This window comes from Psychrobacter urativorans (assembly GCF_001298525.1).
GTDB lineage: Bacteria > Pseudomonadota > Gammaproteobacteria > Pseudomonadales > Moraxellaceae > Psychrobacter > Psychrobacter urativorans_A.
The window spans coordinates 2,104,492-2,131,347 of the sequence record NZ_CP012678.1 but is presented as its reverse complement, the minus strand read 5'-3'; the positions used below and the strand labels follow the sequence as shown (position 1 = coordinate 2,131,347).

The following is a 26,856-nucleotide window of genomic DNA, read 5'->3' as shown; positions in this document are numbered from 1 at the left end:
GCTTATAGCATATTAAAAATTGTTCCAAGGAAGGAGAACGTAATGGATTATAAAGAAGGTTATGTAGCGACAGCAGAAGTAAATACTATAGCTGTTGAAACGACAGGCGACGAAAGCCTTAAGCCAAATGGCCCAGAAGATAGAACGTTAGGTGCATTTGGTTATATGTCCTTGTGGGTCGGAGACGGCGTGAACATGGGTAATATGACACTCGGTGCGAGTGTTATCGTTGCAGGTATGGCAGTATTGAATATTTGGCAGACCATTACGGCCGCATTAATTGCCATCGGAATCGTTTCTACCTTCTTTGCGTTAAACGACAGAGCAGGCTATAAATACGGTATTCCTTACGTGGCTCACTTAAGAGCATCATTTGGTAAGAAAGGAACGCTGCTCTCTTCGCTGCTTCGAGCAGTGCCTGCTGTGATTTGGTATGGTGTTCAAAGTTGGATCGGCGGTACCGCATTAAATGAAGTGTTTAAAATATTGTCGAGTGGGGCTTTCGATAATGTATTTGTCGGATTTATTATTCTTATAGTTGCGCAAATACTGCTGTCAATGAAAGGCTTTAAGAGCATTAAAGTAGTTGAGTCGGTGGCATCTATCGTGCTGATGGGTATCGTCATTACCGTATTTATCATATTGATGAAAGATCACAGTGCAGCCATTTCAACGTCCTGGATTAATGCCAAAGGTACATGGGGAATTGAGTTCTTTGCTTATATTATGGTGTTTCTTGGTAACTATGCGGCTATCTTTTTAAGTGCAGCAGACTATTCACGCGAGCTAAAAACAGGTTACACCGATAGAAAAAGAGGACTTCTTTACTTCGTGCCGATTATCGTGGCTTATGGCTCGGTAATTGTTGTGGGCGCTATGCTTGCAAGTGCGACAGGTTTTACGAATCCAGCGCGAGGACTACCAGCATTATTTGATAGCGTTTATATGCAGTTATTCATCTCTATCTTTATTGTGTTTGGTGCTATTGCAGTCAACTTGGTCGCAAACATTGTTACGCCCGCTTATGTTGTGCAACTATTTACGAAATTGAACTACAAAGCTTCAGTGACCATTACCGGACTGCTGGCAATGGGATCATTCCCGTGGTTATTAGTGCAGGACGATAATGCAAAAGGATTGGATACTTTTGTTCATGTCTACTCAGCTTTTCTTGGACCGTTAATTGCCATTCTGCTTGTTGACTTCTACTTTATGAGAAAACAGCATATTGATATCGAAGAGTTATACAAAAAAGACGGATGCTTTGATGGTGTGAACCCTTCAGCCCTACTGGCACTTGGTATCGGGACAGCGGCAGCATTCGTATTCGTTGACCTTGCTTGGCTGATAGGATTAATCGTTGCCGGTATTGCTTATCCGATTATTACGAAAACAATGTTTAAAAGCTCTAGATTCAAAAGAGGCACTATTTTTGAAAAAACAACTTAATAATACAATATCAACTTAACGATATAAAAAAGAGCAGTGAATCCGGTAGATTCCTGCTCTTTTTACATTAAATATGGTCATTTGTCATAACGTCTGTTATGGGAAGAAGGGCAGCGTTAAATCAAGCGCTAGCAGACAGAAACAAGCCCAAAGATGTGATTCATCGTAGCGATCGCAGCATTCAGTATCTATCCATTCGCTATACTTCTAGCATGGATGATTGCGGCGTGATTGCTTCCGTTGGCACAACAGGCGATTCATACAATAATGCCTTGGCTAAAACCGTCAACGGGCTATATAAGTCTGAGGTGATTGAGTACCTAAAAGAGCAGTGGCATGGGGTGAACGATGTTGAACTGGCAACCCTTAAATGGATGGCACTTCGAGCACAGCTCTCGTCTTGCAAAGCTAAATCGATAATTCATCGATTTTTAACGCTTCTCAGGTTTAATAAAGCCCGATTACATAGTGCAATTGGTTATGTCTCACCTTTTGAATTTGAAAAGCGGTATTATAATAATTTAACCCTGTCAGACATTGCTGCCTGACTCAAGTAAACCAATCTCTGATATAGTTGGGGCGATTCATTGCAAAAGATCCCGGTTTCGATAGACCTGCGCGGCTTAGGTGTCGCCTCGCGCCGATCAGAAAGCCCCACGCGATCGTCAGCCCGCCAGATCAATACCCTTAGGGAGTTCGAACATGATCCTGAAACTTAACGTCAAACTCCATTATCGGCTCTCCGCGCCGATGGACTTGTTGCTTCAGATCGAAGCCGCCGATCTTGCGGATCAGCAGGTGCGTTCAGCCGAGATTTGGACATCAGACGTTGCGTATTTTTCACGGGTCGCCGCGGATGATGGCATAGGAGAGCGGATTTGGATCCGCTCCGAATGGGATTTTAGCTGCACTTATATCGCAGAAATTGCCGTTGACCGTCCTGCTTTGGACATATCGGCACTGCCTCAAGCGCCCCTCCATCTTTTGCCCGGAGAGACGATCAAGCATTTGATGCCGTCTCGCTATTGCCCGTCAGACCAGTTCCAAGCCTTCGTGGACGCCGAGTTTGGCGATCTCGCTGGCGGCGCACGGATTGCCGCGATGCGCGATTGGATCGAGTCGACGTTTAGCTATGTGCCCGGATCGAGCCACGCACAAACTACCGCGCTCGACAGCTTTGTTCAACGTCAGGGCGTATGCCGCGACTTCGCGCATGTTCTCGTGACACTAGCGCGCGCATCGTCGATACCGGCTAGGTTCGCGAGCGTTTATGCGCCCGATGTGACGCCACAGGACTTTCATGCCGTGGCCGAGGTCTATCTCGCGGGGAGCTGGCACCTCATTGATCCGACAGGCATGGCAGATGCCGACACGATGGCCCGCATCGGTGTTGGATCTGACGCGTCCAGCGTCGCGTTCTTAACTGGGTTCGGATCCATGGAATTGGTCAACCAATCGGTATCGGTGACCAGACAAGCTTAGTATCCTGACCCTAGGCATGCGGGCCTGCGTTTAAGACAATGACCGCCGCCATAATAGGCGTGAGACGGCAGTGGTCTTGCTCAATCGGTTTCGCGCTCTTCACTCTGCGGATCAAGGTCTTCGTTCAACGGATCAAGGACACGGTAGGCATGCCATGTTGCGTGTCCAAGAATAAGCAAGCTCAAGATCTGCTACAAACGAGTAACGGCGTCGGTGTTATTGTCTCGAGACAGATGCTGTCCCTCATGCACGATAAAAACTTTACTAAAGCGTCTCAGGCTGCTGCCTTTTTAGGACTGATCCCTATTCAGTTTCTAAACCCATTTTCAAAGTGGTATATTCACTCAATGAGTTATCAGTATATGTTCGGTGCGCTATACAGGCATCGAACTGAGCTATGCTGAAGAAACCGTAGAGATAAACTTGGTAAACTAACGACTCGATGAGGAGTTTACCATGACCAAGAAAACCAGAACTTATAGCACAGAATTTAAAGCAGAAGCCGTTATGACCCCTGCTGTCAAATCAGTAGACAATACTTTGGGAGACTTTAATTAGACAGCTTGATGATAATCACCCATGCTACTTATTTAATAAATATTAAAGTAATCTCTAATATTAGCAGTTCGATTTCTTACTTTTCACCACACTGACAGCATTTTGAACACAGACAACATTTATCACAAGTCGCTGAACAGGTACAACCACATTTCGGACAAGTACAGCTAGAATTATAATGTATAGATGTTACCAATGAGTTCAGTTTATTTTTAGAAGTGAGATTCATAATAAATCCTTATTCATGATAGGCAGTTAAGTGTGTCTAGTCTTAGTCCAGTGTTGCGTACTGCTACTATTCATTTAATAGCGTCATGAGTGATTGCTAATTAGCTTTCTAGTTGGTCTATCATACCTTGATACTTTTCTTTCTTATCAGCAATCTTCTTGCGCTCTTCTTCTGCATTTGCCACCAAGTTTTTAGAGTCTTCTACTTTCTTATCGAATCCTTCTAGTTCTGCGTCTATACTTTTTAAAAGCTTAGTCAGTAACATAGCTGCCGCTTTTTCAGAGACTTCATGCGTCATATCAGAGGCTTCAGACTTAAAATCATCTTTAAGCTTAGCTGCCCATTGATAGATATTAGCAATAGTTACACTATATTTATCTTCTTTATGAGGATCAGATTTTTTGGATTCTTCAGAGATGACATCATCGCCTTTTAAAACCTCTACAGACGTTATAGCGCTATTTTTAGGAAAGGCTACTGACTCATTTTCTACTTGACTGGTATTAAGATCTTGATTTGGCATGATGTACTGTCCTTATTTTAATATTAGATAAAAGGTATACAAACAAAGCTAGTGTATTTTTTAGTCAATTTTTCAATCTATAAACTGGCTGCCTATAAATGCACTGCACTAGATGATAGACGATGACTAATTTATGCTATCAGAGACGTTTGCTCTCTGTTTCAAAAGCTCAATCGCCTCATCGTAATAGTCCATATCAAGTAAGTGATTAAATTCTTTGAATGAGGCGTTTAAGAAATCATTCAGATTTCTACGTCCCGAATCATCACTGACATTGGTAAATCGCTTATCACATCGGATACATCGATAGGTATAAATTTTTGTCTTAATAGGAGGCGCTATACCTCCACAAACACAAGGACGTGCAGCTTTTTTTAAGCGCGCAGCCGTCTGACGAATGGAAGTGTATTTTTTTTCTAACTCATGATCGATTGACGATTGGATTATTTTAATAATGCCCATAAAGCATCCTAGCTAAAAGTTAAACATTAACTACAATTCGTATTCAGAGTCACCAAAGAATTTAGCAAACCTCATAGCAGTTACCTATTGTTGGCTGAGTAGCTAACGGATAAATGACTATTTTTCAGTGAGCTCAATGCCTCTGCCCTGACTCCGTGTTATGAATGTTTTTCCATATTTCGACAAACTGTAAATCAAAATCTTCGTAGTATTGTGTTTCGTCTGTGTCTTCTAAGCTTTGTTGGTAAGTAAAATCGGCTAAAAACATTAAGCCGCTCTTAATTAAACTCAGCTCATAAGGGGTTAAATTTATATGGTTATCATTAAGGGATTTAATTTTTAAGCATAATTCAAACAACTTTAAGCTGAGTTCTTCATGGTTCTGCTCAGCTTTTATTTCTGTAGTTTCTATACTATTTTTGGCTTTTTCGGTCATCATGATCCATAAGCCACTCTTGATTAAATCCAGTTCATAATTTGAAAAATCAAAATAATCATTCATTTTATTTTCTCGCAGCCAGAGATTAATGAGGATTCGCTATCACGACATCAAAAAAACTTGCCTGATAAAAAAAGATGCGATCGTCATGAATTACTTAATCTGATCGCACTAACCATAGCTTCCTCTAAATTCTTATTTTTTATTATTATTCATTATAATTTATTGTTTTTAATTGATATAAATGCTTCATTGAAAATATGGCGCAGCGAAAATAAGTTATTGATAACAACATAGTACATCTGCTCAATATTTTGCAATCAGAATACACAATCATGGGCTTAAACTAAACATATCTAGGCAATAAACACATGTTGACTATAAATCCCGTCAAAAATACTTATTTCCTCTGTCGTTATTATAGATATCCTATGACTTAAACCAGATAGAAGTATGGCTAGCTACAGCCTAAAGATATGGATGAGTAATATCCAAACAGGAAATGTATTCACTTCTTAGATGCCAGATATGGATGGAATCAAGCATAGCTTGCTACAAGAAAACCATATATTTTCTATTATTATTGATTTACATATGTTTACTTATTATTTAATTCATGTTAAACATACGACCGCTTATATTCCATCACAGCCTATGCTTTCTAAATCACTCTTTTTACTTAGTTAATGATGAGTAGATTAGAAAGTTAAGCGTCAGGTTCTGCTGATCATAAATTATTAAGGATAGGGTAGATGGACGCGCTTAGTACGTTATTGCAGCAAACGCAGCACTTAACTGACACTAGATATTATGGTGTGAATTTTTCAGGGGACTGGGCGTACTCTATAACGAGTAGCGATGCGGTATATTTCTACTTAGTTCAGTCGGGTAGCTTTCATATTAGCATCGGAGAGATGTCACGAAAAATATATGCGGGTGACATGGTGATGATTCCCAATGCCCATAAGCATGTGTGTTATGCCTTAGGTCATCATGGCGATGATGCCAAGCCACTGGATAAGGCGTCGCTTAATTGTAGCCAAGGTGTTGTTGACGCCTCTGAGGACGGCTCGCTAAAGGTGCAATTAATATTAGTTGAGTGCCACTATGATAAAGAGCTACTGCTACCCCTATTATCTGCACTACCCGCTATTCTGCCTGAACACGACGATATGCACGAGAGTCGGTTTAAAGCGCTTGATGAGGCAGTTGGGTTTATAATATTAGAGTCGGAATATGAGCGTTTGGGTAAACTGGCGATGATTAATCTTTGGGCCAGTATTGTATTGGTTGAGTGCTTGCGTACTCATATCGAAAGCTTACCTAAGACGTCAGACAGTTGGTTACTCGCCATGAAGGATCTGCACTTATCTAAGGCGCTGACTGTAATGCATGGTAAACCAAATCATAGCTGGTCGACTCATGAGCTTGCTAACGAGGCTGGGATGTCTCGTTCAAGCTTTACTCAACGCTTTAAAGAGACCGTTGGTGTGCCTCCATTGAGTTATTTAACGGATTACCGCTTACGTCTTGCTGCCCGTCATCTACGTTTACACCAAAACAGTATTGGTCAAATCAGTGAGATGGTTGGTTATGCATCAAACTCAACCTTTAGCCAGGCATTTAAGCGCGTGTATGGCATGTCTCCTAAGGTATACCAACAGCAATATTCACCATCCTGTTCTAGATAACTGACCTTTCAAAATGATCTGACGGTTTGCTATCAGGTAAGGTCATTTTGATTAGTAGCAAGCAATCAGTGAAAAACACGATTACTAGAAAATTATTTATAATTATCAGATGATTTGAGGGGTAATTGATGAAAATTGATAAGGCCATACTGCAACTAATAGCAGAATGCCTCTTAATTATTGGATTAGCAGTTGCAATCATAGTCAAGCTGAACTTAATGCGCTTTACTGTTGTATAGCGAAAAAAAGTAAAAGGCAGTAATAAACGTAGCAACCGTAAGTAATACAAAGCCATTTTGGGAAAATTTTTTCATAGTTGTTAGCCCTGTAAATTTTTCAGAGCATCATTATAAAAAATTATTGATATGTTGGCCAGTTAGCCCCCTTTTCTGTAACGCACTAATAACGCATCGCTACCGGTCAAAACTACTTGTAAAAAGAGGATATACCCAAAAAAATATGTTTTACATTATCCTGTGCCAAGATAAATGAATTATTTAGAAAATAAAGCAGGGTAATATGAAGGCTTCAGCTAGTCTTGCTTACCAAGACTTGGTAGTAAGCGTTTTTTAGTCAAAACATAATGTGCAATCATGCCGATAACAATGCCCCAAAATACTGAACTAAGCCCTAAGAAATGCATACCAGATGCAGTCGCTAAGAAAGTAATTAAAGCCGAGTCTCTTTGACCATCGTCTTTCATAGCAGTGGTAATATTAGCAGAGATGGCACCTATTAGCGCCAGACCAGCCAATGCTGCAATCAGCTCCTTAGGTAGCAAGCTAAATACCATCACAATACTGCCGGAAAATAAACCACCGAATAAATAAAAGATACCATTAGCGACACCGGCAATATAGCGCTTTTCTTTAAGTTCGTGAGCATCTTTGCCTGTACACAGTGCCGCAGTGATCGCTGCGAGTACAATAGTAATACCGCCAACGCAGGCAACCGCTAATGAGGCGATACTAGAAACTACGATAATAGGTTTAGCTGGCGTCTCATAACCATTTAATTTCAATATAGCCATACCGGGTAAGAACTGTCCCGTTAAGCTGACAAGGATAAGCGGAATGGCAAGGTTAAAAGTCGAGTTCCATGACCATTCAGGTGAGATAAGTGTTGGTACAGTTATCGCTACGTTAAAATTGACAGGATTCATCTTGCCAAACCAAGCACTTAAAATGACACCACAAAGTAATACCCAAATCATCGTATAGCGTGGTGATAAGCGTTTGGCGAATAGATAGCAAGCAAGCATACTAAAGACAATAAATGGCATGGTATCGGTAGCTTTGAACAATTCTAAGCCAAACTGAAATAGAATACCTGCCATCATCCCAGCGGCAATACCGTTAGGAATCCATCTTAAAATTTTGTCGAAATAACCCGTTGCTCCAACAATAAAAATAGCAATGGCTGAGATAATATAAGCAGCAACGGCTTCATTGATACTTATCTGTGGGAATAGCGTGATGAGTAGGGCTGTACCTGGTGCAGACCATGCGGTAACAATGGGTGTCTTATATTTTATCGATAGATAGATGCCAGGAACAGCAGCACCTATAGATACGCCCCAAATCCAAGAGGCCACCATTGCATCTGGAACTTGTGCCGCTTGTGCTGCCTGAAAGAAAATGATTAAAGGGCCAGCGTAAGAGATAAGTACGGCTAAAAAACCGGCAACGGATGCTGAGACTGACCAGTCTTCTTTCAGAGTTTGTATTACGGTTGCCATATTGCCTCCATGTAAATCGGCACTACTTCATAGGTCGGTAGATGGGATGAGTGTGTTAGCTACAACATAACGTCCCATCTCGAATACATGGTGTTAATCCTTATCACCATCGCCAACAGATATAGTACTACCCGTGATATACGATCATTTATCAGAAGCTAAAAAGGCGATAGCATTCACTTGCTCATTTATCGTGCTATATCTTTCCATCAAGCTACTATCAATCTAAGTGAAAAGTACTTGACTATAAAGCATTACTTATATAAACAACTTTATTTACTTAATTTGTTAAAGTCACCAATATTTTGGGGTATACCCTTCTCTATCAAATTATTAATATCTCGTAGTGCTGTATCAATAGAACACTGAGTCATCAAGGCCCATTTTTTCGTCGTCAGTTTGCCATAAAAGTTGATTAATAAAATATTGAACATTTTAACCTGCCTCTTATTCAAGGCATGCTGCCGATGCGTCTGCCAAAAACTGGCCTTATTGACGATTGTATCTGTCATCGTTTGAGCAGCAATAAGTGCTTGCTCTAACGTTTGTAGAAACCAGACCAGCCAATCCGTAATATCCGTATCCCCTTTTTGGGTACGCTCCAGTATTTTATAATAATCGTTACGCTTCTTTAGAATCTGCGCTGACATACTGTAAAAGCGCTGGGTACTGTCATCACTTTGTGCCAGCACTCTTTCGGTAATGGCACGAGTCAAGCGTCCATTGCCATCATCAAAGGGATGGATCGTCACAAACCATAAGTGAGCAATACCGGCTTTGATGACCAAATCTATATGATCCTGCTGATATGGTGGTGTATTAAACCAAGATAGAAACTGGTCTAACTCATTTGATAGCGTATCGGCACTAGGCGCAACAAAGTGAACCTGCTCACGACCATAACCACCAGAGACCACTTGCATTGGTCCTTGGCTGTCATCACGGATACTACCCGCTTTAATACGATAAAGCCTACTATAGCCGTCTGGGAATAACGCCCTATGCCACCCTAATAAATCATCCAACAATAATGGTTTCTGATAGTGATAAGTAGCATTAAGCATCATCTCGACCACCGCATCAATTTCACGAGTCGCAGCTGGCATAATCCCATTATCTATCCCTAAATGCCGTGCGACAGAGGAACGTACTTGCTCATTATTTAATGCCTCACCCTCAATCTCGGAGGTTTTAACAACTTCTAAAGTGACAGCATCTAATTGTGCCTCGACATTCAGATCAAACCCTAGCGTTTGCAGCTTACCAAGCAGACGGCCTTGTAATAAGCGCACACGACTGACAATTGGCAACAGTTTTTTATCTGACCATTGCCATTCGGTCTAATTTGGATATTAATAGATATAGGTCACGTATTTCAGGTTTTTCTCAATAATATGCAGAGAATAAGGCTTTAATTTCCTTATATTATGCAGAGACTAATTACATAAGACAATAAAATGCCATTTCAATAACAACAAATCAGCTTAAATAATGAGATTGCAGCTATGGTAGGGCAGGACAATTGTTATTTGATCTCATGGGGTTTCGTATAACTTAACTCAGAAATTAAAACTTAAGTATTAATCTCATGCTGTCCTCTAAACCCATTCAAAAATGCATCGACCCTAGCCGCCATCGGACTATCATCCGCCATCGGTATATGCTTGTGCGTGATTTGTCTTCACTGTGGCATGGCAAAGTCAGTGCCAGTTGTATGCTCATAACACACTTCAGGATATAACTGCTGCCAGCGTTTATAAGTGATTGTCTCAGACTGACTCTTTATCTCCCAAAACCCTACTCGACGCGCAGTTTCATAGACCACGGCATGGTGATACTTTCGATTCACTGCAGCATCAATATACGCTTGGCGCATCTCTGGATAGTACTGATTATCCACTGATGCCAATGCTAGCAAGTCACGTGCTGAGCTTGGTGGCCACTCCTCAAATAATGAGCGCTCCTTAGCCTGTTGCCATTGCTCAGCCGTTGGTTGCATATATAAAATTACTTTTGCCCACAATGCCGCTTTTTGAACAGGATAGTTTTTGACAGGTGCTTTATTACCGAAGTTCAGTTGCCATTCTCCAAATAATCTTCCTATCTCTTTGGTTGATTGGCGTAGCATCTGTTCATTGTTATCAGTTTTAATTACGGACAACTAAAAATAAATAAAAATCGCTACAGCCCATATTTTACAGACAAAAAAAAGCCCCAATCTTAAGATTGGGGCTTTCTAAATTTGGTAGGCATAAGCAGACTCGAACTGCTGACCTCTACCATGTCAAGGTAGCGCTCTAACCAACTGAGCTATACGCCTATTTAGGTTGAGTATTTTAGCAAGTTTCTCGTAATTTGCAAGCTTTTTTATTCATAAATAAAATTATGATTTTAATAAGCGCATTCAAATCATATTTCGATTATTTTTAGGCACTTTATAATATAATAATTTAGCGATATGGCAGCTGATTTTTTTAAGATTTGCTGCATCAATAATTGCCATATCTCGATCACTTCTACAGCTCTTAATGCGTACTCTTGACAAGCAAGGAAAATTTTACATGAAGCCATTTTTATTACTATTAATCACATTGCCATTATTGTTTACGAGCGCGGCTTATGCCTGCGAAGCCCATCATAGCGCCAGTCAAAACATACCGAAGCAAACCATCACCACTAAATACCACGATAAAATTCAGTCTAAAGTATCTACAAAAGCAGACACCGTGACGAACCATCAGCACGTAGCAAACCAAAATATTAAAGCCAGTAGCAAATAGATATTTTATATCTTTGATATGGTGATTTTGCACGACCGCTATTTAAATCGCAGTACTGATTTTTTTAGCTGTCGTAGTGTTTGCTGATATTCTACAGAGCGCGTATTAAGAGCGCTCAGTGGACTATAACGCAGTTGTCGGTAATTCTTTTTAATCTCATCAATATTTTTTACCATTGCTGCTCCATGACTTGGGACACTGTCATTAGATTCTATGATACTAATTTCCAACCGCTCAAGCCACGCCAATTGTCCCTCGTTATCATTACGAGCCAGTGCTTTATGACGTTTGCCAAGATGTTTAGAGAGCTGAATAAGGGGCAAATCCACTGGATGCCAACGCTTACGCCTGCGTTGCCAAAGCATTATGGTTAAAAGCGCCATGACTATCAGGGCAATACTTGCCATCCAAGCGATTTGTTGAGTAATTGAGCGGATGTTAAACCACTTTAACAGCGAACCTGCTTGGCTTTCTTGATCGTAACCGACAATGTCTTTTTGCCAATAATAACTGGCTTGATCCGATAAGCGGCGTAAACTTTGTAGCATTTGATAGTGCTGATAGCTGAGTTGTGCGCTCGCCCCTTCTCCGAATAGCGCTGCCCCTTGTTGCTGTGTCAAGGCGTTCATGCCCTTTTCTACCCGTTCAGGCGCGACAAAACTGGTCGGATCAACACGTACCCACCCTTGTCCTACCAGCCATACTTCAGTCCAAGCGTGGGCGTCCATTTGTCTAACTTCCCAGACCGTTCCGCCACGGCTCGGCTCACCACCTTGATAGCCTGCCACTACTCGCGCAGGAATACCGGCAGCGCGCAGCATAAAGGTAAAACTTGAAGAATAATGCTCACAAAACCCCGCTTTGGTGTTAAATAGAAAGTCATCAATACGGTTTTTATTCAGACGTGGCGGCGATAAGGTGTAGCGAAATTCTGTTTGATTAATCCAACGCTCAAGCGCATTCATATAGCGTACAGGGTCAGAGCCTGCTTGCGCAAACAGCTGCTTGGCAAGCGCGCGTGCTTTAGGATTACCTTGACTGGGCAACGCCAAATTAAGACGACGTGCGGCATCATTAAGCGTAGGGTCAATACGCATGGGTGTAAACTGCAAGACGTCATAGCGCAATTGCTGGGTAACAGGTTGATTCCTTGATAAGGTAAAATCTGAGGTCAAACTGATATCTTGACGTTGGGTAAAAGGATAATCAAGCCCAAACAACCAGCGCTGCTGCGTAGGTTCCAAAACCATCTCATAACGATTTGGATCCAGCTTTACTTTATCAGCAGCCGTCGCTAGCGCATCCACAACCCAAGTTGGCGTTTGCTGTTCAGGTGCCCACTGCCATTGTTCTACGTCACGATTGGGTCGCCACGTGACGCCATCAAAGTCGCTAAATACCAAACCACGCCAATAAAGCTGCTCTTGCGGCGGACGCTTATTTTCAAATTCGACGCGAAATGCCAATGCCGTCGACTGCCCTAAATTAGCAAAATCACCCGGCGACATACTATCGGAGATGCCAGTAGTCGCTTGGTTACCTGATAATTGCACCGACCATAAAGGCGGCAAACGTGGGAAAAATAAAAACAGCACCACCAACAATGGTAATGCGGAAACCCCTAATATACCAAGCGTCCGCAAGCGCCCATCACCGCATGTATTACCATCATCATTGAGCGCAATAAACGCCAATAAAACGGTAATGACCCCAATAATAACTTCTAATGTGGTCAGCAATCCTTGATCCATCAAGAATAACGCAGCAAGCACAAATAGCGATAAATTAAGTACCACATAAGCATCACGGCGCTTATAAAGCTCCCATAATTTACTAATTAAGCACAGAACTAAAAATGCCACGCCCATATCGAGCCCAAAGGAGCCGTTATACGTTAGCCATAAACCTGCCAGCCCCATTAAAAAGCCCAGCATTTGCATGCCTTGATACAAGCGCTTTAAATGACGTTTTTTTCTAAATTTAGCCTTAATACGCGGGTGCTGCGCGATAATACTGACCAACGCAAACCCCATCAACCATAACGGCAAGTGAGCCGCATGAGGCAAGATAACCACAAGTTGCGTGATGAGCACCCAATAATAAGCAGGCAGTGCCAATAACTTGTTATACCATTTATTATGGGTGACTGGATTATTCGAAGAACTGATGCGCTGACCCAATGCCAGTTGCTCAAAGCCAGATTGATGTGCTGCGTCAGTAATAGAAGAATGATTCATTAACGAACTATTAGAAGCGGTCATGGTGCTTTTGCCAACCGTAATAAGCAGGCTTGGGCGTATGATTCACCTTGACCAATAGTCGTCGCCGTGTGGGTATCCGTAGGCAGTTGCATCTGAAACGGCACACCGCGCTGCCCAAGCTCAAGCGCCCCATACGCCAGTTGCGCCAATTTTTGCTCATGATGCGTCGCAGGCATATCCGCATAATCTAACGTCTGCTCATAACCGATAGGATCGGCAAAATGCTTGGTAAACATACCCTGCCCACGCGCTACATGTGCCCACGATACCCGCGCTAACGATTCCCCTTCAATATAATTATCCAGACGTTCAAAATCATCTTGTCCTTGCGTATATTGTCCGCCTGTCGGCAAATTATCGTTATGGGCTACCAAATAGTGTGCTTGCCATTCAAAGGTTTCAGGCTGAGGATAGACCCAAGCAGTGCGCGCAAAATAAACATAAGACCATGCACGCATAATCCCTAAAGGATACACCGTGCTAATTTGCAAGCGTGGTAATTCAAGCTCACCGCGATGAGAAGTAGGAATGGCGAGGCGAATAATTTGCTCGTCTTGTAAACGTGGTAATAAGATTTGTGAGCGGGGATTATTATCTACTTTACGGTCATTTTGCTTATCATTGCGGTGCTTAGCCGTCTTTGGTTTAATGGTTTTATCAAAGCTAAATATCAGTTGCCGTCTAGGCTGTCGACTCTCGCTACGCAGTTGTAGCGTGACCCACACTGGCGCGCCCGCTTCTGCCATCGTCACGTCAAGCAAACGTATTTGCAAACCTGAAATATGGGCAAAGGTGATATGAAAACTAATCAGCCAGACACTGACCAAATAAAAGCACAATCCTAGTACCAAGTTATTGGCATAATTGATACCAGCAACAAAAGTAATGACCAGTAATAAAGCGAAAAGCGCGCCTTCTTTACTAAAAAATATATAAACATTGCGCAAATTAAGCGTGGCAGTATCATTTTTGGGCGCACGTTTTGCAAACCATCGTGCCATCGCCGCCGTCATAGGTTGTGTCAAGGTACGGGGTAAACGTTTCATAATCACCCTATTGATAATACGCATTTACATCAAAGCAGATTTAAGATTTTAATTTAAATGATAACTGAAACTTCCGCCATAATGCGCTGAGCAATGCTGAGCGCTGCTTGTCCACTGACGGCATGCGTCGGTATAAAACGCTGCCCCAACCGATGATCGGCAACCGCGGCAAAAACCGCTTGAATATCCTCAGGCGACACCTCTTGATGCCCAGAAACATACGCATACGCTTGCGCGGCACGCTGTAAGGATAATACGCCTCGTGGTGATAACCCATGATATTCTTGACTGATACGCGTCTTTGCAACCAAACGCTGCAAGTAATCCAGCACCACATCGGCAACATAAACCTGCTGCACCCCTTGTTGCGCCAATAGTACCGCCTCGGTATCGAGCACTGCATCTAAACTTGCTAGCAGCTCACGGCGATCTTGACCTTGCAACAGCGCGCGCTCAGCCGCGGGTGACGGATAACCAAGTGACAAACACATCAAAAACCGATCTAATTGCGACTCAGGTAACGGATAGACACCGGCTTGCTGCATTGGATTTTGGGTCGCAATCACAAAAAATGGTTTTGGCAAACGATACGTCTGTCCGTCTTGTGATACTTGGCGCTCCTCCATTGCCTCAAGTAGCGCACTTTGCGTTTTAGGACTAGAGCGGTTAATTTCATCTGCTAATAATAACTGAGTGAATATAGGACCTTTACGAAACTCAAAACCCAACTTGGCTTGGTCATAAATATTCATACCCAAAATATCAGCGGGCAACATATCATTGGTAAATTGCACCCGATTAAAGGTCAGTCCGAGTAATTGCGCCAACCCTTGCGCTAACGTCGTTTTTCCCATACCAGGTAAGTCTTGCAGCAATAAATGCCCACCGGCAAGCACACAACTGAGCGCCAACTTGACCACGCGCGGCTTATCTAAAACCACTTGATTCAATTGGGTTAATAACTGGGCAACTTGACGTTGATTAGTCAGGTAATCCGCTTCTGTAGGCGTGGCACTAGCAATGCCAGTAGTCATACCTGACTCTGCTAATAAAGGTTCTGATTGTGGCAATGAATCGTAAGCATGGCTTTGGCGCATTGTAAATTACCGATTTTTTATTATTATAAGTGGAATAACAGGGCGTTTAAAATGTAATGCACGGAGTTAAATCAAACAAACCTAGTGAGCAGTCAGTCTATTGAAAATCGGCAGCTGGTTTTTGGGTAGGATCTGATGAGACATCGACTGGCTCATTACTCATTTGCGGACGCTCAGTTTTTGTTTTGCTTACTGGCGTGCTGTCTGGCTTAGCACCTTTATCAGCACTCACTTTTACTGGAAATCCCTCAGCATCCAGCTCAGGAATAGCAGCGCGCAAAGTGGATAAATAAGCAATCACGTCTGCCCGTTCACTCGCATTAGGCATTGGATCTGCCAACATTTTTGACCCTGGCATGGCTTTTTCAGTATCAGCAATATAAGGATCTAACGTTTTGGCATCCCATACCCAGCCCGATGCGATTAATTCATCACTATAGTTATAATCGGCTAACTCCGCAGCAGGAGCGCCGTAGATGTTCATTAGCTGAGGACCTTTTTTATTACTGCCCGGATTCAGCTGGTGACATTGTCCGCAAGCGTCTTCATAAATCAGCGCGCCTTTATCAGCGTCACCTTCGGTATATAAGGGCAAGGTCACAACCTCACGATAATCAGGCGGCGTGCGCTTACAGGCGCTAAGCGTTAGCATCGATATGACCATTAATGGCACCACTAAAACAGTGCTGATTTGAAGCTTTTTAGTATAAGGCTGATTGATATAAAGCGTACTGATATTAGGCATAACGATTAGGCTTATTATTAGAAGGATTGTTGTATCAATGACTTAAGGGCAACATACTTCATGGTACGCGCTATTTTTCAGTAGCGATAGTCATGGTTTTACTTGGTTCTTCAAGATAATAGCCTTGCAAATAACGCGCACCGACACTCCAAGCGACGGACATGGTCGCCGCATCTTCGATGTAGGGCATGAGTACATCAATATTTAGCGCCTTCGCTCGTAGGATAAGCGACTTCACCGTATCCAGATTATCTGCGTTATTGATACCGTCAACATAGGTACGCGCCAATCTCATCATGTTCGGCTGCACAATACCAGCAATTTCAACCGATTTTTCAGATGACCCAAAATTGCGAATCGCTACTTGGCAGCGGGCTTGGTTAAGGGCGGTGAACTGTATTTTTGCCATAGACAAATGATTGGCAACCTCTTCTTCATTAAACTGTAGCGTTAGCGCATCCGCCACCCCACCCACTGCATTAATCAATTGGCTGGCGACATTAGGTAGTTTTTTATCCACTAATGAAGCGCTGGTTAATTGTACTAATATGCGTGCTTGCGGATGCAGTTTACGAATCTCATTCAGCTGTTTACAAGCATTAATCAATAGCCAACGATCTATTTTTTCACGGAGATTATGCGTTTTGGCAACGGCCATAAATTGATTGGGCATTAAAATAGTATTATCAGCATCCGCTAACGGCAAGCGTAAATACACTTCAAAGAAATCACTACGGTCAGCATTAACATCATAAATAGGTTGGAATAGTAACTCAAAATGATTATTGGCAATCGCATTCATTAATGATTCTGCCAGCGCATCATCATCGCTACTGGCATGGGCACTAGGATCATAGAGATGATAAGCATTACCGAGATTTTGAGTGTCCTCTCTGATCTGGTTAATGGCATCAATAGCACGCTCAAGGAGTATATTCGGCTCAGCAGCATTAGACTCTATTTTAACCATGCCAATACTAGCAGTGGTGTTAGTAGTGCGTTTTTCTACCTCGATATACAAGTCGCCGATGGTAATGCGAATACGTTCCGCCAACGCTGTGAGTGCTTGCGTCGTTAAGTTTTCAACTAAAATGGTGAATGCCGTATCACTAAATCGGCTCACATAACCATCAACAATCAGCTCATCTAACACATAGCCTACTTGTTTAATCGTCGCATCAATCCCTTGTAAACCTAAGCTGTTACGGATTTTGCCGATATTATCCAACTGAATATATAGCAGAGCCGCACTCGTTTTACCTACTAGCACCAATTGGTATAACGCCTCAAAATGCTCTTCAAATCCGCGGCGATTATTTAATCCCGTTAAACTGTCTTGACGCTCAGCTACAGCCAAGCGTTTGGCTATCTCCGTACTATTATCGTTTTGTTGAATAATAATCTGCGTGACTGGCTTACTCTCAAAAGTGGCAGCAGCCAATTGTAATTCGGCTTCAAAAGTAGTGCCATCCGTGCGGCGGCTTTCAAATTTAAACTCAACTTGAGCGCGACTGCCTTTATCAAACTGACTTAAAAACCGCTTAAAAGCTTTGATGTTATCACCGCCCGCAATTAAATCAATGACAGGTACCCCAATAATATTATTAACGGTATCAAAGCCGAACAATTCCAGATAAGGGTCATTGGCGAAAATATGAATCCCTTGATCCAAATAAGCAACCGCACTTTTAGAGTTTTTAATTAAGATATTAGCGCGTTGTTCAGCTTCTGATAAGACATAACGCAATGCTTTTAATTGCTGACGGCTACATAAGTTGGCATGTTGCAAGCATATTGCCATAACGATTTGAGTATCTTTTTCTGCCACTAACGCTTTGACCATGTTGCCATCAATCACGGCTGGTAGACCGTCATCATTGCAACCTGTCACTGCCATATCATCACTCATGAGCGCAATCATGGGCAAATCAAGATCTTGTTCTTGAACGACACCCACCACGTCGGTAAAGCTTAAATCATAAGCCCGTCCAAACACCAATACATCCCACTGATGTCGTAATGCTTTTAATAGCTCCTCTTTATCATCTAAAAAGCCCAAATTAACCTCTTCATAATAAGAGGACAATAACTTTACCAGACGTTCAGCATACAGCTGATCTTCGTCTATCACTAATAGATTCAAGAGAGCATTATTTCGCATAACAGACCTTTTCCGTTTTGCCATAAAATGAGGTATGGCTTAATCATGGTATCAATTATAAAGGGTCAAATAATTTATACTACAATTTATCTCACTTTATGTTGACTAATAATGCTAATTCCATCCGAAACGTCTGAGATTGGCTTAAAAATAGCCGTTTTCCAACGATTCATCACAGCCGCACGACTTCGTATTGAGTAAACTCCTCTGTACTTAATAAGGTCTGTTGTAGACGCAACGGTTTTTGCTCACCGTTTAAACGAATAATCACCTTATCGTTTACTTTAAAATGATAAGACGGCACCAATAAACTAGAGGTCGTTTGCAAGTCATCTTCAGCGGCTAACAGTAAGGCTGGGATAAAGCTTTGGCTACGATTGTCTCGATTATCAAGACGCAGTGCACAAGCCGTTGGCGCATTGCCCAAAATTTGCGCTTCTGCTTCCACGTACTCGGCATCAATAGTTAGCCAACGTACCATGCCCAATGACCAGTTTTCTTTATCATTTTCTTGATAATCGTCTGCTTGATGGCTATATTTTTGAGTATCTTGCTTTTGAGCACTTTTTTCTTGACCCTCTTGGTCTTGATGGTGACACAATAGGAACAAGCTCATAATGCATAAGCGCGGCGGCGCAGTCGCTAAAAAGCTGGTGAGCACACTATCACTTACTGTTGCAGCTTCTTTCATGGTTATGGGTTCAAATATCTCGGTTAAAGGCGGTATTAATACATTACTACTTTGTTTGCTGCCGTCTTTATGCTTTTGCGCTTCAGAGTTCAACACCCCTTGCTGCGCTACGATATCTTGAGCGGTAAGCAAGCGCAATGTTCTAAAAGTAGACCTTGTTTTGGTACAGTCATACATCTCTATTTCAAATGCTGGTGGCGTGGCATCTTTTCTAGGGGCGGTGTCGTAGCGCGGTAGATACTCAGCCGATAAATCTTGTGCCGCAATCATACTCATTAAGCTGTGTTTCCCTGCGACGTGATAATGAATATCATTAAAGCAGGTAATTACCGTGCCCCGTTTTTTGGGGCTATATCTAGATGCTATGTTCATTTGACGGTTAATATAACGATGCGTTATTGCCATTAAAATCTTAGTAATCAAGCGATATTCTGTCATTTTTTGATTGACGGCTAGCAACTCATTTTGGCGTTGACGGAAGTAAGCGGCCAGTGGCTCAAGCTCAATAAACAAGCAATCTTGATGCTCTTCGTACGGATTAATAACGGTGACTGGCGTCAGATACTCAGGTGGACAGTCACTTTTTAAATCGATAAAAATGCGGGTCTGGGTTTGTGGTTCTAGTGTCGCGCTGATGTGCAGCGACCACTCTGGTAGCAAGCGCTGTATCAATAATATACTCGGGCGCCGCATTGCCAATACATTAAGCAAGCTATGCAGACAAATTTGGCAGTACAGTTGATGGATACTGCGCGCTTGCCGCGTGACCACATGCGAGGTTAAATCCATTTGCGCTATATTATGCTGACAGGCTAAGTAATACAGCTGATTGAGTGCCGACCATATATAAAGTGGTGGATTTTGATAACAAATCGCCTTTTCGTATAATAGTTTTTGATAACTCAATAGCGATTGATAAATAGCAATCGCTAAGGTAAATGGCAATGCGACTGTGGGCTTTATTAGGCGCTTCCAAGCGCTTGGATTCGGAGCACGTTGCTGCTGCCGACAATTTAACGCCAAACGTTCACGGCGCACCACCGCATCAAAGACCAATATATTTAAATAATATAATGACTTCACTTGTTCCACAAACTCAAGCTGACTATCGCTCAGTGGTCCTATCTCATAAATATAATGCTTACGTAAAGCCGCAACCAAACGCTCCGTTGCCGTCATGACAACACTCATCAAGCGTAACCGTAGCTCATCATCAATTTCAGCCACGCTAAGTTCAGTGAGCATCTGTTCTAACTGACTTGCCTGCTCGTTTTCAGACTGTACGGGTAAGCTGGCAGCCCATTTTAATAGCTGCTGCTCTTCTTCACCATTTAAGTAATGGCGCGGTGGCGTTGCCAAGGGCGCTTTAGACGTTAAATACGTTTGAAAAGTCGATAAGTTCATCCTCGTCGCTCCTTAATAACTATTAGCAGTCGCTATTGATTAGTATTGGCTATTATCAGTCCTTATTATTAATAATCAACAAATATCTATTACTATTTTCTATCTATATTATCTATATTAATATACTGATGACATTATATTGACGACTCTAAGCATGATTGTAAATGTCAATGGGAACCTTAAACGGTCTGTTTGGCAGTTCTCTGACTAATTTTGGCACTAAATATCCAGGTAATACTGCCAGTAATTTCCAGTACAGCGCCTGAGCTGACCGCTCGTCACTGTCAAAATGGGCGGCGCCCGCTACCTTATCCAATACATGCAGATAATAGGGCAACACACCGGCGTTAAATAAGCGTTGGCTGAGCGCAACTTGCACCGCGACACTGTCATTGATACCGGCTAATAACACGGTTTGATTGAGTAAGGTAATCCCAGCCATACGTGCACGCTGTAAAGCCGCAGCGGTTAGCGCATCTATTTCATTGGCATGATTGCAGTGAATGACCATCACGATTTGGCAGCGACTTTGCGCCAGTCGCTCTAACAATTCGTTATCCAAGCGTGCAGGAATAACAATGGGCAAACGCGTGTGCAGACGAATCGTCGTGATTTGCGGAATGGCTTCTAAGATATCAAGCCACGCAAATAAGCGCCGATTAGTCACATTTAAGGGGTCACCGCCACTTAAAATCACCTCGTTAACTTCGGGATGCGCAATGATATAATTGATGATATCCGCTTGCGCGGTTGCGGTCGGCATATTGGCGCTATAATCAAAATGTTGGCGAAAGCAGTAACGACAATGAATCGCGCACGCTCCCGTCAGCGTTAATAACACGCGTGACTCATATTTATGCAGCATACCTTTAATCGGATTGTGGGCGTTTTCGGCTAACGGATCAGTAACGTAGCCGGTGACCTTGATTTGCTCTTGTTTATCCGGCAAGACTTGTTTTAATAAAGGGTCACTCGCATCCCCTACCGTCATTTTTGCCACAAAAGCACGCGGTACACGCAGTACAAAATGGGTGGGCAGATACACTTGTGGTTCTAAAGATTGCAGCTCTAATAGCTCCAGCAACTCATCAACGGAGGTGATGGCTTCGGATAATTGTGTTTGCCAGTTTTTTTGTGTGATTAAATGGTTTATCATGACAACCTACTACGTATATCTAAAAAACGACATTATACGCTGTTAGACAGCGCGCTATCAAAGGTTGCTCATTTAATGAGTAAACGTTTAAGGTGCGGCTATTAAGCAATACCAACCGCACCGAATACTTTATCCTACTTATTTTTACTATATCTCCAGCATTATTATCGTAACGCCAAATTTAGCACGGCGATAATGATGAGTTATATACCCCCAAATACCCTCTCAACCCTTAGGAGTCTCTTGTGGCAACTGTTTCTACCAATGAATTTAAAGCCGGTCTAAAAGTAATGCTCGATAACAACCCTTATGCTATCGTTGAAAACGAGTTTGTTAAACCTGGTAAAGGTCAAGCATTCAACCGCGTCAAAATGCGCAATCTACGCAGTGGTAGAATGCTTGAGCAAACCTTTAAGTCAGGTGAAAGCTTAGAGATGGCAGACGTGGTCGATACTGAAATGAACTATCTATATAACGATGGTGAATTTTGGCACTTTATGCACCCTGAAAGCTTTGAGCAACTGCAAGCGGACAAAACCGCTGTCGGTGATGCGGTAAAATGGCTAAAAGAAAACAGTAACGCTCTCTGCACCATTACTTTATTCAACGGCGTTCCTTTATCAATTACTCCGCCTAACTTTGTAGAATTGCAAATCACCGAAACCGATCCCGGTTTACGTGGTGATACGTCAGGCGGCGGCGGCAAACCTGCGACGCTAGAGACAGGTGCGGTGGTACGTGTGCCTTTATTTGTACAACAAGGTGAAGTGGTACGTGTCGATACGCGTACGGGCGATTATCAAACGCGTGTGAGCCAATAATCTAAGCTCACGCTCAATAAAAAATCTGAATAAAAAAAGCTCTACCTTCGCGAAGGTTGAGCTTTTTTTATTTGATAAATTAAGGGTATTTTTGTTGCCTAGATTTTATGATTGCACTGACCTTATTATTGCATCGAGCGCTTATACATCAACCAATATTGCACCAATGAATTAAGCTGCTCTTTTTTAAAGGGTTTGGTACAGTAATCTTGCATTCCAGCTTGCAGATACTTTTCGCGCTCACCATCCATCGCATTAGCCGTTAAGGCAATAATGGGCGGTAAGTCGTTGGCATCATACAGCTCATGCAACCTAATAGTCGCCTGCATCCCGTCCATAATGGGCATATGATGATCCATCAAAATCACATCATACTGTTTAGGATTGGCAGCAAATTCATCTAGCGCTTGTTGACCATCGGTCACATGGGTGACCATATGTCCGCTACTAGATAAAGCTTTTTTAGCTATAATGGCATTGACAGTATCGTCTTCAACCAATAAGACGTGCCCAGTATGTTGTGAGCTTTCTTCAGGCTCTATGCGCTCAGAATATTGCCACCCTTCATATTGTGATTTATCAAGAGTGGGCAACGGTAGCAGTACCTGAAAAGATGTACCCTCATCGACCACACTATCCGCCCAAATGCGTCCACCCATCAGCCCAACCAATGACTTACAGACTGATAACCCAAGACCTGTGCCGCCATACAGCCGATGCGTTGATTTGTCTGCTTGATTATACGCATCAAATATTGCCTCCAAAGACTCCGGTTTGATACCGACACCAGTATCCGTCACCGTGATACATAGCGTCATCTCATCACAGTTATGCGTAACATTATATTTATTTACAGAATTACTAATATTGTCATCGCTACTATCACTATTAACAACGCTATGAATACAAGGCGTACAGTGACAATGCGGTGCGTGCTTAACATTGATACGAACTTCGCCACCCTCACGAGTGAACTTAATGGCATTGTTGACTAAATTCGTTAAAATTTGTTTGAGACGTACAGGATCACCTTTAATATACGGCGAGAGCGCTTCGGTATAGTTATAATCCAACGTTAAGCCGCGCTGACGGGCTTTTGCCGCAAATAAACTGACGACCTCATTACATAATACTGATAGATTCATCGGTACGGCATCGATAATCATTTGCCCCGACTCAACCTTAGATAAATCCAAAATGCCATTAATTACGGATAATAAATGCTCACTTGAGACCTTGATATTTTCTACATATTCTTTTTGCTCATAACTCAACTGGGTATCATCAAGCATATCAATCATACCCACAATACCATTCATCGGTGTGCGGATTTCATGGCTCATATTGGCTAGAAACTCAGACTTCATCTCATTCGCATGCTTCGCCATACGCTGACTTTTTTGTAATTGCATAGCATCAGCCGCCATAACGGCAAATTGCTTGAGTAAATCAGCTTGCTCGGCATCAAACGTATAATTGGGCTTGGTATCAAGCAAACATAATGCGCCGACGCGAAATGCCTTGTTGCCCTCGTATAAGATAATGGGCGCGCCAGCATAAAAACGTAAATAAGGCGCTTCTACCACTAAAGGATTGTAAATAAAGCGCTCATCAAGCAATAAATTCGGAACCAATAAAACTTCATCAGATAAAATCGTATAATTACAAATTGATACATCGCGCTCAGTGGTACAAATATCTCCAAGTCCATGCGGCGATTTTAAATATTGCGTTTTCTCATCAAAAAAAGATATCGCCACGATAGGCAAATCAAAAAACAGTTTTGCCAGTTCAGTCAAACGCGTAAATGCTGGCTCAACATTGGTATTGAGCACGTCATATTCTTTGAGCATAGCAATGCGAGATTTTTCATCTTTCGCTAGCGGGTACGTATAAGTAGACAAAGCTGTCTCCATCAATCAATGTAAAGTGGTGGACTTAGCAGCGTGCTGCGTGAGCATCTGCAGTGCCTCACTCACCATAATCATTGCAACCACCGAGGTGACTGCTACCGCTGACCCGTAGCCGCCGCAGTGCAAACCACCGGTTTGACAGCTTTTATCGACGCGCGGTGGCTCAGTTGAATACACACATTTAATGCCGAACTTCTCTTTTAGCGTGCTATTAATACCTTTTTCAAAACGTAGCTTAGAACGTAGTCGTGCTAGTAGCGGGTCTTGATAGCTGTCTTTTAAATCACTGACCGTAATTTGGCGTGGATCAATCTTACCACCTGCCCCGCCCGCACAAATAAGCTTTAGTTTATTAAATCGACAATGCAGCGCAATTGCAAGCTTTGCCTGCATATCGTCCACGCAATCTAAAATAATAATAGGTCGATTGTCAGCCGCCGCCACTTTTGCTGCTTCACGACTTGGTAATAACGTCGCGACATTCTCAGGCGTTAAAAAATCATCGACTAAATGTAACCGCACGCGTGGATTAATCTCAGACACGCGCGCGCCCATCGCGGCAATTTTACTTTGTCCAAAAGTGCTATCCAGCGCTGGCAACTGCCGATTGACATTGGACGCCACCAACACATCTAAATCAATTAACGTAATCGTACCGACAGCCGTTCGTGCCAGCCCCTCAGCGACCCAAGAGCCAACTCCACCAATGCCAATCACAATCACATGAGCGGCTGCAAAGACATCAAATGCTGTGGTGCCGTAAAGCGTTTGTGTGCCTTGAAAACGGCGCTGATACTGCGTGGGGTCAGTTTGCTCAATGTCAGAAATTAAATTGTCTTGCAAATTTGCATTGAAGTGCGTTTGAATAGGAGAAATTGGCGATGCTTGTTTGAGCGATAAATCAGGAGCAGCAGAATCTTTGGCAAAAAAATCGGTGACAATAGAATCAGACGTAACCGTTTCGGACGTAACAGTAGAGGTAGTAAGCGGTTGATAACTCATAAGGAATAATAAGCTCTAATAGTGAGAGAGATTAAGACAATATTAAATGAAAGAGAAACAAGCACAGCATTAAATCATAAAAATGCAATCATAAAAACGATAACCAAACGTTATGGTTGCGGATATGTCCACAGCGTTTGCAAAGCATCACAGCTATTTTGCCATAATTGCCGTGCCAGGTCAGCTGGTGCAACATTCAGTAACTCACTAAGGCTATATAGTATCCATGGCAGATTTGCTGGGACATTACGCTTATATCCCACCGCTCTTTGCCATTCATTATCTACATTTTCCCCCAACGCTGACGACTTATCATCAGTGGTCTGACACTTGATTGGGGTCATGTCTGGACAGTCAGTTTCAAGCACTAAACACCCAGTACCATAGCTTGCTACTACCGATTGAATGGCGCGGCGCAATTTTTTGGCATTAGGATTGGTAATTTGTCCTGTAACACCGAGCTTAAAGCCCAATTTTACAAACGCTTTTGCCTCTTGCTCGCCGCCACTAAAACTATGGGCAATACCGCCCAATTGATGCGCATTATAATGATGCGCCTTTAATATTGCCAAAGTCTCGGCATGGGCTTTACGAATATGCAGCATCACGGGTAATTGATGCTGTACTGCCATATCCAATTGCGCCCTAAAAAAATACTGCTGCTTGGCTAGCATTTTAGGCTTTTTCATCTCATCGGTAAAGGTATCCAAGCCAATCTCGCCAATAGCCAATGGGCGACACTCAGCTACTAGCTGCGCCATCTGTGATAAATGCGCGTCGCTATGTTGTTCAATATAAAAAGGATGCAATCCTAAAGCAATGTGCGCTTTTGGGGTCGATGCGACATCAATAGAAGGTAGCATAGCAGACAACCTAGAACCCAACGGCTGCTCAAGTAGCTGCTGAGTGGTATAAAGGCGCTCAAAATGTCGATAAAGATAACCAACAAGCAGTAAATGACAGACGCCTCGCCCATACGCTTGTTGCGCTTGCCAAGTTCTATCCGCATCAAATACAGGTGCATCAAAATGGGTATGCGTATCAATTAAAGGAAAAATAGGAGGCAATACAGATATGTCAGACTTTACGCTCAATAATGAGTCATTAGCAGTCATAGGCAGCCTTTACAATAGATAGTAATCAGTAAGGATTGTATTAAAAACTCTATATTGAACGTCATGTACTAAACGTATATCGAACACGCAAAC

Annotated in this window: 22 protein-coding genes, 1 tRNA gene and 2 pseudogenes; 7 read left to right on the top strand and 18 right to left on the bottom strand. The window is 42.5% G+C overall.

The annotated features are described in order from the left end of the window. Positions 1–42: 42 nt before the first annotated feature. The 4 genes and pseudogenes from AOC03_RS09115 (at position 43) to AOC03_RS13045 (ending at position 3,335) form a co-directional block, all read left to right on the top strand. Positions 43–1,449, top strand: coding sequence for an NCS1 family transporter (locus AOC03_RS09115; protein ID WP_084785825.1), 1,407 nt, complete (start codon positions 43–45; stop codon positions 1,447–1,449). Positions 1,450–1,562: 113 nt separating this feature from the next. Continuing rightward, positions 1,563–1,997: pseudogene (locus AOC03_RS09110) on the top strand (hypothetical protein); the annotation flags it as partial. A 154-nt stretch (positions 1,998–2,151) separates the two neighbouring features. Further along, positions 2,152–2,931: a transglutaminase-like domain-containing protein gene (locus tag AOC03_RS09105; RefSeq protein ID WP_062535287.1), complete on the top strand. Its 780-nt coding sequence runs from the start codon at positions 2,152–2,154 to the stop codon at positions 2,929–2,931. Between the two features lie 38 nt (positions 2,932–2,969). Further along, positions 2,970–3,335, top strand: a complete 366-nt coding sequence (locus tag AOC03_RS13045; protein ID WP_084785824.1) for a transposase — start codon at positions 2,970–2,972, stop codon at positions 3,333–3,335. Positions 3,336–3,818: 483 nt separating this feature from the next. Here AOC03_RS13045 and AOC03_RS09095 read toward each other — a convergent pair whose 3' ends face one another. From AOC03_RS09095 to AOC03_RS09085, 3 genes are all read right to left on the bottom strand, one after another. Beyond that, positions 3,819–4,241: a hypothetical protein gene (locus AOC03_RS09095; RefSeq protein WP_062535282.1), complete on the bottom strand. Its 423-nt coding sequence runs from the start codon at positions 4,239–4,241 to the stop codon at positions 3,819–3,821. Between the two features lie 126 nt (positions 4,242–4,367). Next, on the bottom strand, positions 4,368–4,703 hold the full coding sequence (locus AOC03_RS09090) for a hypothetical protein (RefSeq protein ID WP_062535280.1): 336 nt from the start codon (positions 4,701–4,703) through the stop codon (positions 4,368–4,370). 133 nt (positions 4,704–4,836) lie between these two features. Beyond that, positions 4,837–5,205, bottom strand: coding sequence for a hypothetical protein (locus AOC03_RS09085; protein ID WP_157049304.1), 369 nt, complete (start codon positions 5,203–5,205; stop codon positions 4,837–4,839). Between the two features lie 689 nt (positions 5,206–5,894). Here AOC03_RS09085 and AOC03_RS09080 point away from each other — a divergent pair. Continuing rightward, the gene (locus AOC03_RS09080) at positions 5,895–6,833 is read left to right on the top strand and encodes a helix-turn-helix transcriptional regulator (RefSeq protein ID WP_062535275.1); all 939 of its coding nucleotides are present in this window, start codon (positions 5,895–5,897) and stop codon (positions 6,831–6,833) included. A 532-nt stretch (positions 6,834–7,365) separates the two neighbouring features. Here AOC03_RS09080 and benE read toward each other — a convergent pair. From benE to AOC03_RS09060, 5 genes and pseudogenes are all read right to left on the bottom strand, one after another. Further along, positions 7,366–8,571, bottom strand: a complete 1,206-nt coding sequence (gene benE, locus AOC03_RS09075) for a benzoate/H(+) symporter BenE (protein WP_062535272.1) — start codon at positions 8,569–8,571, stop codon at positions 7,366–7,368. 144 nt (positions 8,572–8,715) lie between these two features. After that, a pseudogene (locus AOC03_RS12865) lies at positions 8,716–8,796 on the bottom strand (1,6-dihydroxycyclohexa-2,4-diene-1-carboxylate dehydrogenase); the annotation flags it as partial. A gap of 47 nt (positions 8,797–8,843) precedes the next feature. After that, positions 8,844–9,881, bottom strand: coding sequence for a Fic family protein (locus AOC03_RS09070; RefSeq protein WP_237182061.1), 1,038 nt, complete (start codon positions 9,879–9,881; stop codon positions 8,844–8,846). A gap of 371 nt (positions 9,882–10,252) precedes the next feature. Continuing rightward, a complete protein-coding gene (locus tag AOC03_RS09065; RefSeq protein ID WP_062535270.1) occupies positions 10,253–10,699 on the bottom strand; it encodes a hypothetical protein in 447 nt (148 codons plus the stop codon). Positions 10,700–10,814: 115 nt separating this feature from the next. Then, positions 10,815–10,891 (bottom strand) — tRNA-Val (locus AOC03_RS09060). A gap of 241 nt (positions 10,892–11,132) precedes the next feature. On the opposite strand from AOC03_RS09060, the gene AOC03_RS09055 reads away from it, so the two are divergent. Continuing rightward, positions 11,133–11,351, top strand: coding sequence for a hypothetical protein (locus AOC03_RS09055; protein WP_062535268.1), 219 nt, complete (start codon positions 11,133–11,135; stop codon positions 11,349–11,351). Positions 11,352–11,389: 38 nt separating this feature from the next. Here the strand turns inward: AOC03_RS09055 and AOC03_RS09050 are convergent, their stop codons facing one another. The 7 genes from AOC03_RS09050 to epmB form a co-directional block, all read right to left on the bottom strand. Further along, complete coding sequence (locus tag AOC03_RS09050; RefSeq protein ID WP_062535267.1) at positions 11,390–13,612, bottom strand: transglutaminaseTgpA domain-containing protein; 2,223 nt, start codon at positions 13,610–13,612, stop codon at positions 11,390–11,392. Beyond that, complete coding sequence (locus tag AOC03_RS09045) at positions 13,609–14,658, bottom strand: DUF58 domain-containing protein (protein ID WP_062535265.1); 1,050 nt, start codon at positions 14,656–14,658, stop codon at positions 13,609–13,611. Before AOC03_RS09045 ends, AOC03_RS09050 begins: the two co-directional genes overlap by 4 nt. Positions 14,659–14,711: 53 nt before the next feature. Next, positions 14,712–15,692, bottom strand: a complete 981-nt coding sequence (locus tag AOC03_RS09040) for an AAA family ATPase (RefSeq protein ID WP_157049352.1) — start codon at positions 15,690–15,692, stop codon at positions 14,712–14,714. A 160-nt stretch (positions 15,693–15,852) separates the two neighbouring features. Beyond that, positions 15,853–16,500: a c-type cytochrome gene (locus AOC03_RS09035; RefSeq protein WP_227514222.1), complete on the bottom strand. Its 648-nt coding sequence runs from the start codon at positions 16,498–16,500 to the stop codon at positions 15,853–15,855. Between the two features lie 70 nt (positions 16,501–16,570). After that, positions 16,571–18,661 (bottom strand): EAL domain-containing protein, encoded by a 2,091-nt coding sequence (locus AOC03_RS09030; RefSeq protein WP_062535261.1) that lies wholly within the window; start codon positions 18,659–18,661, stop codon positions 16,571–16,573. 172 nt (positions 18,662–18,833) lie between these two features. Next, positions 18,834–20,756, bottom strand: coding sequence for a hypothetical protein (locus tag AOC03_RS09025; RefSeq protein WP_062535259.1), 1,923 nt, complete (start codon positions 20,754–20,756; stop codon positions 18,834–18,836). A 148-nt stretch (positions 20,757–20,904) separates the two neighbouring features. Then, on the bottom strand, positions 20,905–21,912 hold the full coding sequence (gene epmB, locus AOC03_RS09020; protein ID WP_062535257.1) for an EF-P beta-lysylation protein EpmB: 1,008 nt from the start codon (positions 21,910–21,912) through the stop codon (positions 20,905–20,907). Between the two features lie 245 nt (positions 21,913–22,157). Here epmB and efp point away from each other — a divergent pair, with 245 nt between their 5' ends. Continuing rightward, positions 22,158–22,733 (top strand): elongation factor P, encoded by a 576-nt coding sequence (gene efp / locus AOC03_RS09015; protein WP_062535255.1) that lies wholly within the window; start codon positions 22,158–22,160, stop codon positions 22,731–22,733. A gap of 125 nt (positions 22,734–22,858) precedes the next feature. Here efp and AOC03_RS09010 read toward each other — a convergent pair whose 3' ends face one another. From AOC03_RS09010 to AOC03_RS09000, 3 genes are all read right to left on the bottom strand, one after another. Next, positions 22,859–24,637 (bottom strand): GAF domain-containing hybrid sensor histidine kinase/response regulator, encoded by a 1,779-nt coding sequence (locus AOC03_RS09010; RefSeq protein ID WP_227514221.1) that lies wholly within the window; start codon positions 24,635–24,637, stop codon positions 22,859–22,861. A 15-nt stretch (positions 24,638–24,652) separates the two neighbouring features. Next, a complete protein-coding gene (locus AOC03_RS09005; RefSeq protein WP_227514220.1) occupies positions 24,653–25,648 on the bottom strand; it encodes a tRNA threonylcarbamoyladenosine dehydratase in 996 nt (331 codons plus the stop codon). 110 nt (positions 25,649–25,758) lie between these two features. Further along, positions 25,759–26,763, bottom strand: coding sequence for a TatD family hydrolase (locus AOC03_RS09000; protein WP_084785823.1), 1,005 nt, complete (start codon positions 26,761–26,763; stop codon positions 25,759–25,761). Positions 26,764–26,856: the final 93 nt, after the last annotated feature.

Excerpts from the sequence above, each read along its gene's own strand:
- AOC03_RS09115 (WP_084785825.1), top strand. The coding sequence starts at position 43 with ATGGATTATAAAGAAGGTTATGTAGCGACAGCAGAAGTAAATACTATA.
- AOC03_RS09105 (WP_062535287.1), top strand. The coding sequence starts at position 2,152 with ATGATCCTGAAACTTAACGTCAAACTCCATTATCGGCTCTCCGCGCCG.
- AOC03_RS13045 (WP_084785824.1), top strand. The coding sequence starts at position 2,970 with ATGACCGCCGCCATAATAGGCGTGAGACGGCAGTGGTCTTGCTCAATC.
- AOC03_RS09095 (WP_062535282.1), bottom strand. The coding sequence starts at position 4,241 with ATGCCAAATCAAGATCTTAATACCAGTCAAGTAGAAAATGAGTCAGTA.
- AOC03_RS09090 (WP_062535280.1), bottom strand. The coding sequence starts at position 4,703 with ATGGGCATTATTAAAATAATCCAATCGTCAATCGATCATGAGTTAGAA.
- AOC03_RS09085 (WP_157049304.1), bottom strand. The coding sequence starts at position 5,205 with ATGAATGATTATTTTGATTTTTCAAATTATGAACTGGATTTAATCAAG.
- AOC03_RS09080 (WP_062535275.1), top strand. The coding sequence starts at position 5,895 with ATGGACGCGCTTAGTACGTTATTGCAGCAAACGCAGCACTTAACTGAC.
- benE (WP_062535272.1), bottom strand. The coding sequence starts at position 8,571 with ATGGCAACCGTAATACAAACTCTGAAAGAAGACTGGTCAGTCTCAGCA.
- AOC03_RS09065 (WP_062535270.1), bottom strand. The coding sequence starts at position 10,699 with ATGCTACGCCAATCAACCAAAGAGATAGGAAGATTATTTGGAGAATGG.
- AOC03_RS09055 (WP_062535268.1), top strand. The coding sequence starts at position 11,133 with ATGAAGCCATTTTTATTACTATTAATCACATTGCCATTATTGTTTACG.
- AOC03_RS09050 (WP_062535267.1), bottom strand. The coding sequence starts at position 13,612 with ATGACCGCTTCTAATAGTTCGTTAATGAATCATTCTTCTATTACTGAC.
- AOC03_RS09045 (WP_062535265.1), bottom strand. The coding sequence starts at position 14,658 with ATGAAACGTTTACCCCGTACCTTGACACAACCTATGACGGCGGCGATG.
- AOC03_RS09040 (WP_157049352.1), bottom strand. The coding sequence starts at position 15,692 with ATGACTACTGGCATTGCTAGTGCCACGCCTACAGAAGCGGATTACCTG.
- AOC03_RS09035 (WP_227514222.1), bottom strand. The coding sequence starts at position 16,500 with ATGCCTAATATCAGTACGCTTTATATCAATCAGCCTTATACTAAAAAG.
- AOC03_RS09030 (WP_062535261.1), bottom strand. The coding sequence starts at position 18,661 with ATGCGAAATAATGCTCTCTTGAATCTATTAGTGATAGACGAAGATCAG.
- AOC03_RS09025 (WP_062535259.1), bottom strand. The coding sequence starts at position 20,756 with ATGAACTTATCGACTTTTCAAACGTATTTAACGTCTAAAGCGCCCTTG.
- epmB (WP_062535257.1), bottom strand. The coding sequence starts at position 21,912 with ATGATAAACCATTTAATCACACAAAAAAACTGGCAAACACAATTATCC.
- AOC03_RS09005 (WP_227514220.1), bottom strand. The coding sequence starts at position 25,648 with ATGAGTTATCAACCGCTTACTACCTCTACTGTTACGTCCGAAACGGTT.
- AOC03_RS09000 (WP_084785823.1), bottom strand. The coding sequence starts at position 26,763 with ATGACTGCTAATGACTCATTATTGAGCGTAAAGTCTGACATATCTGTA.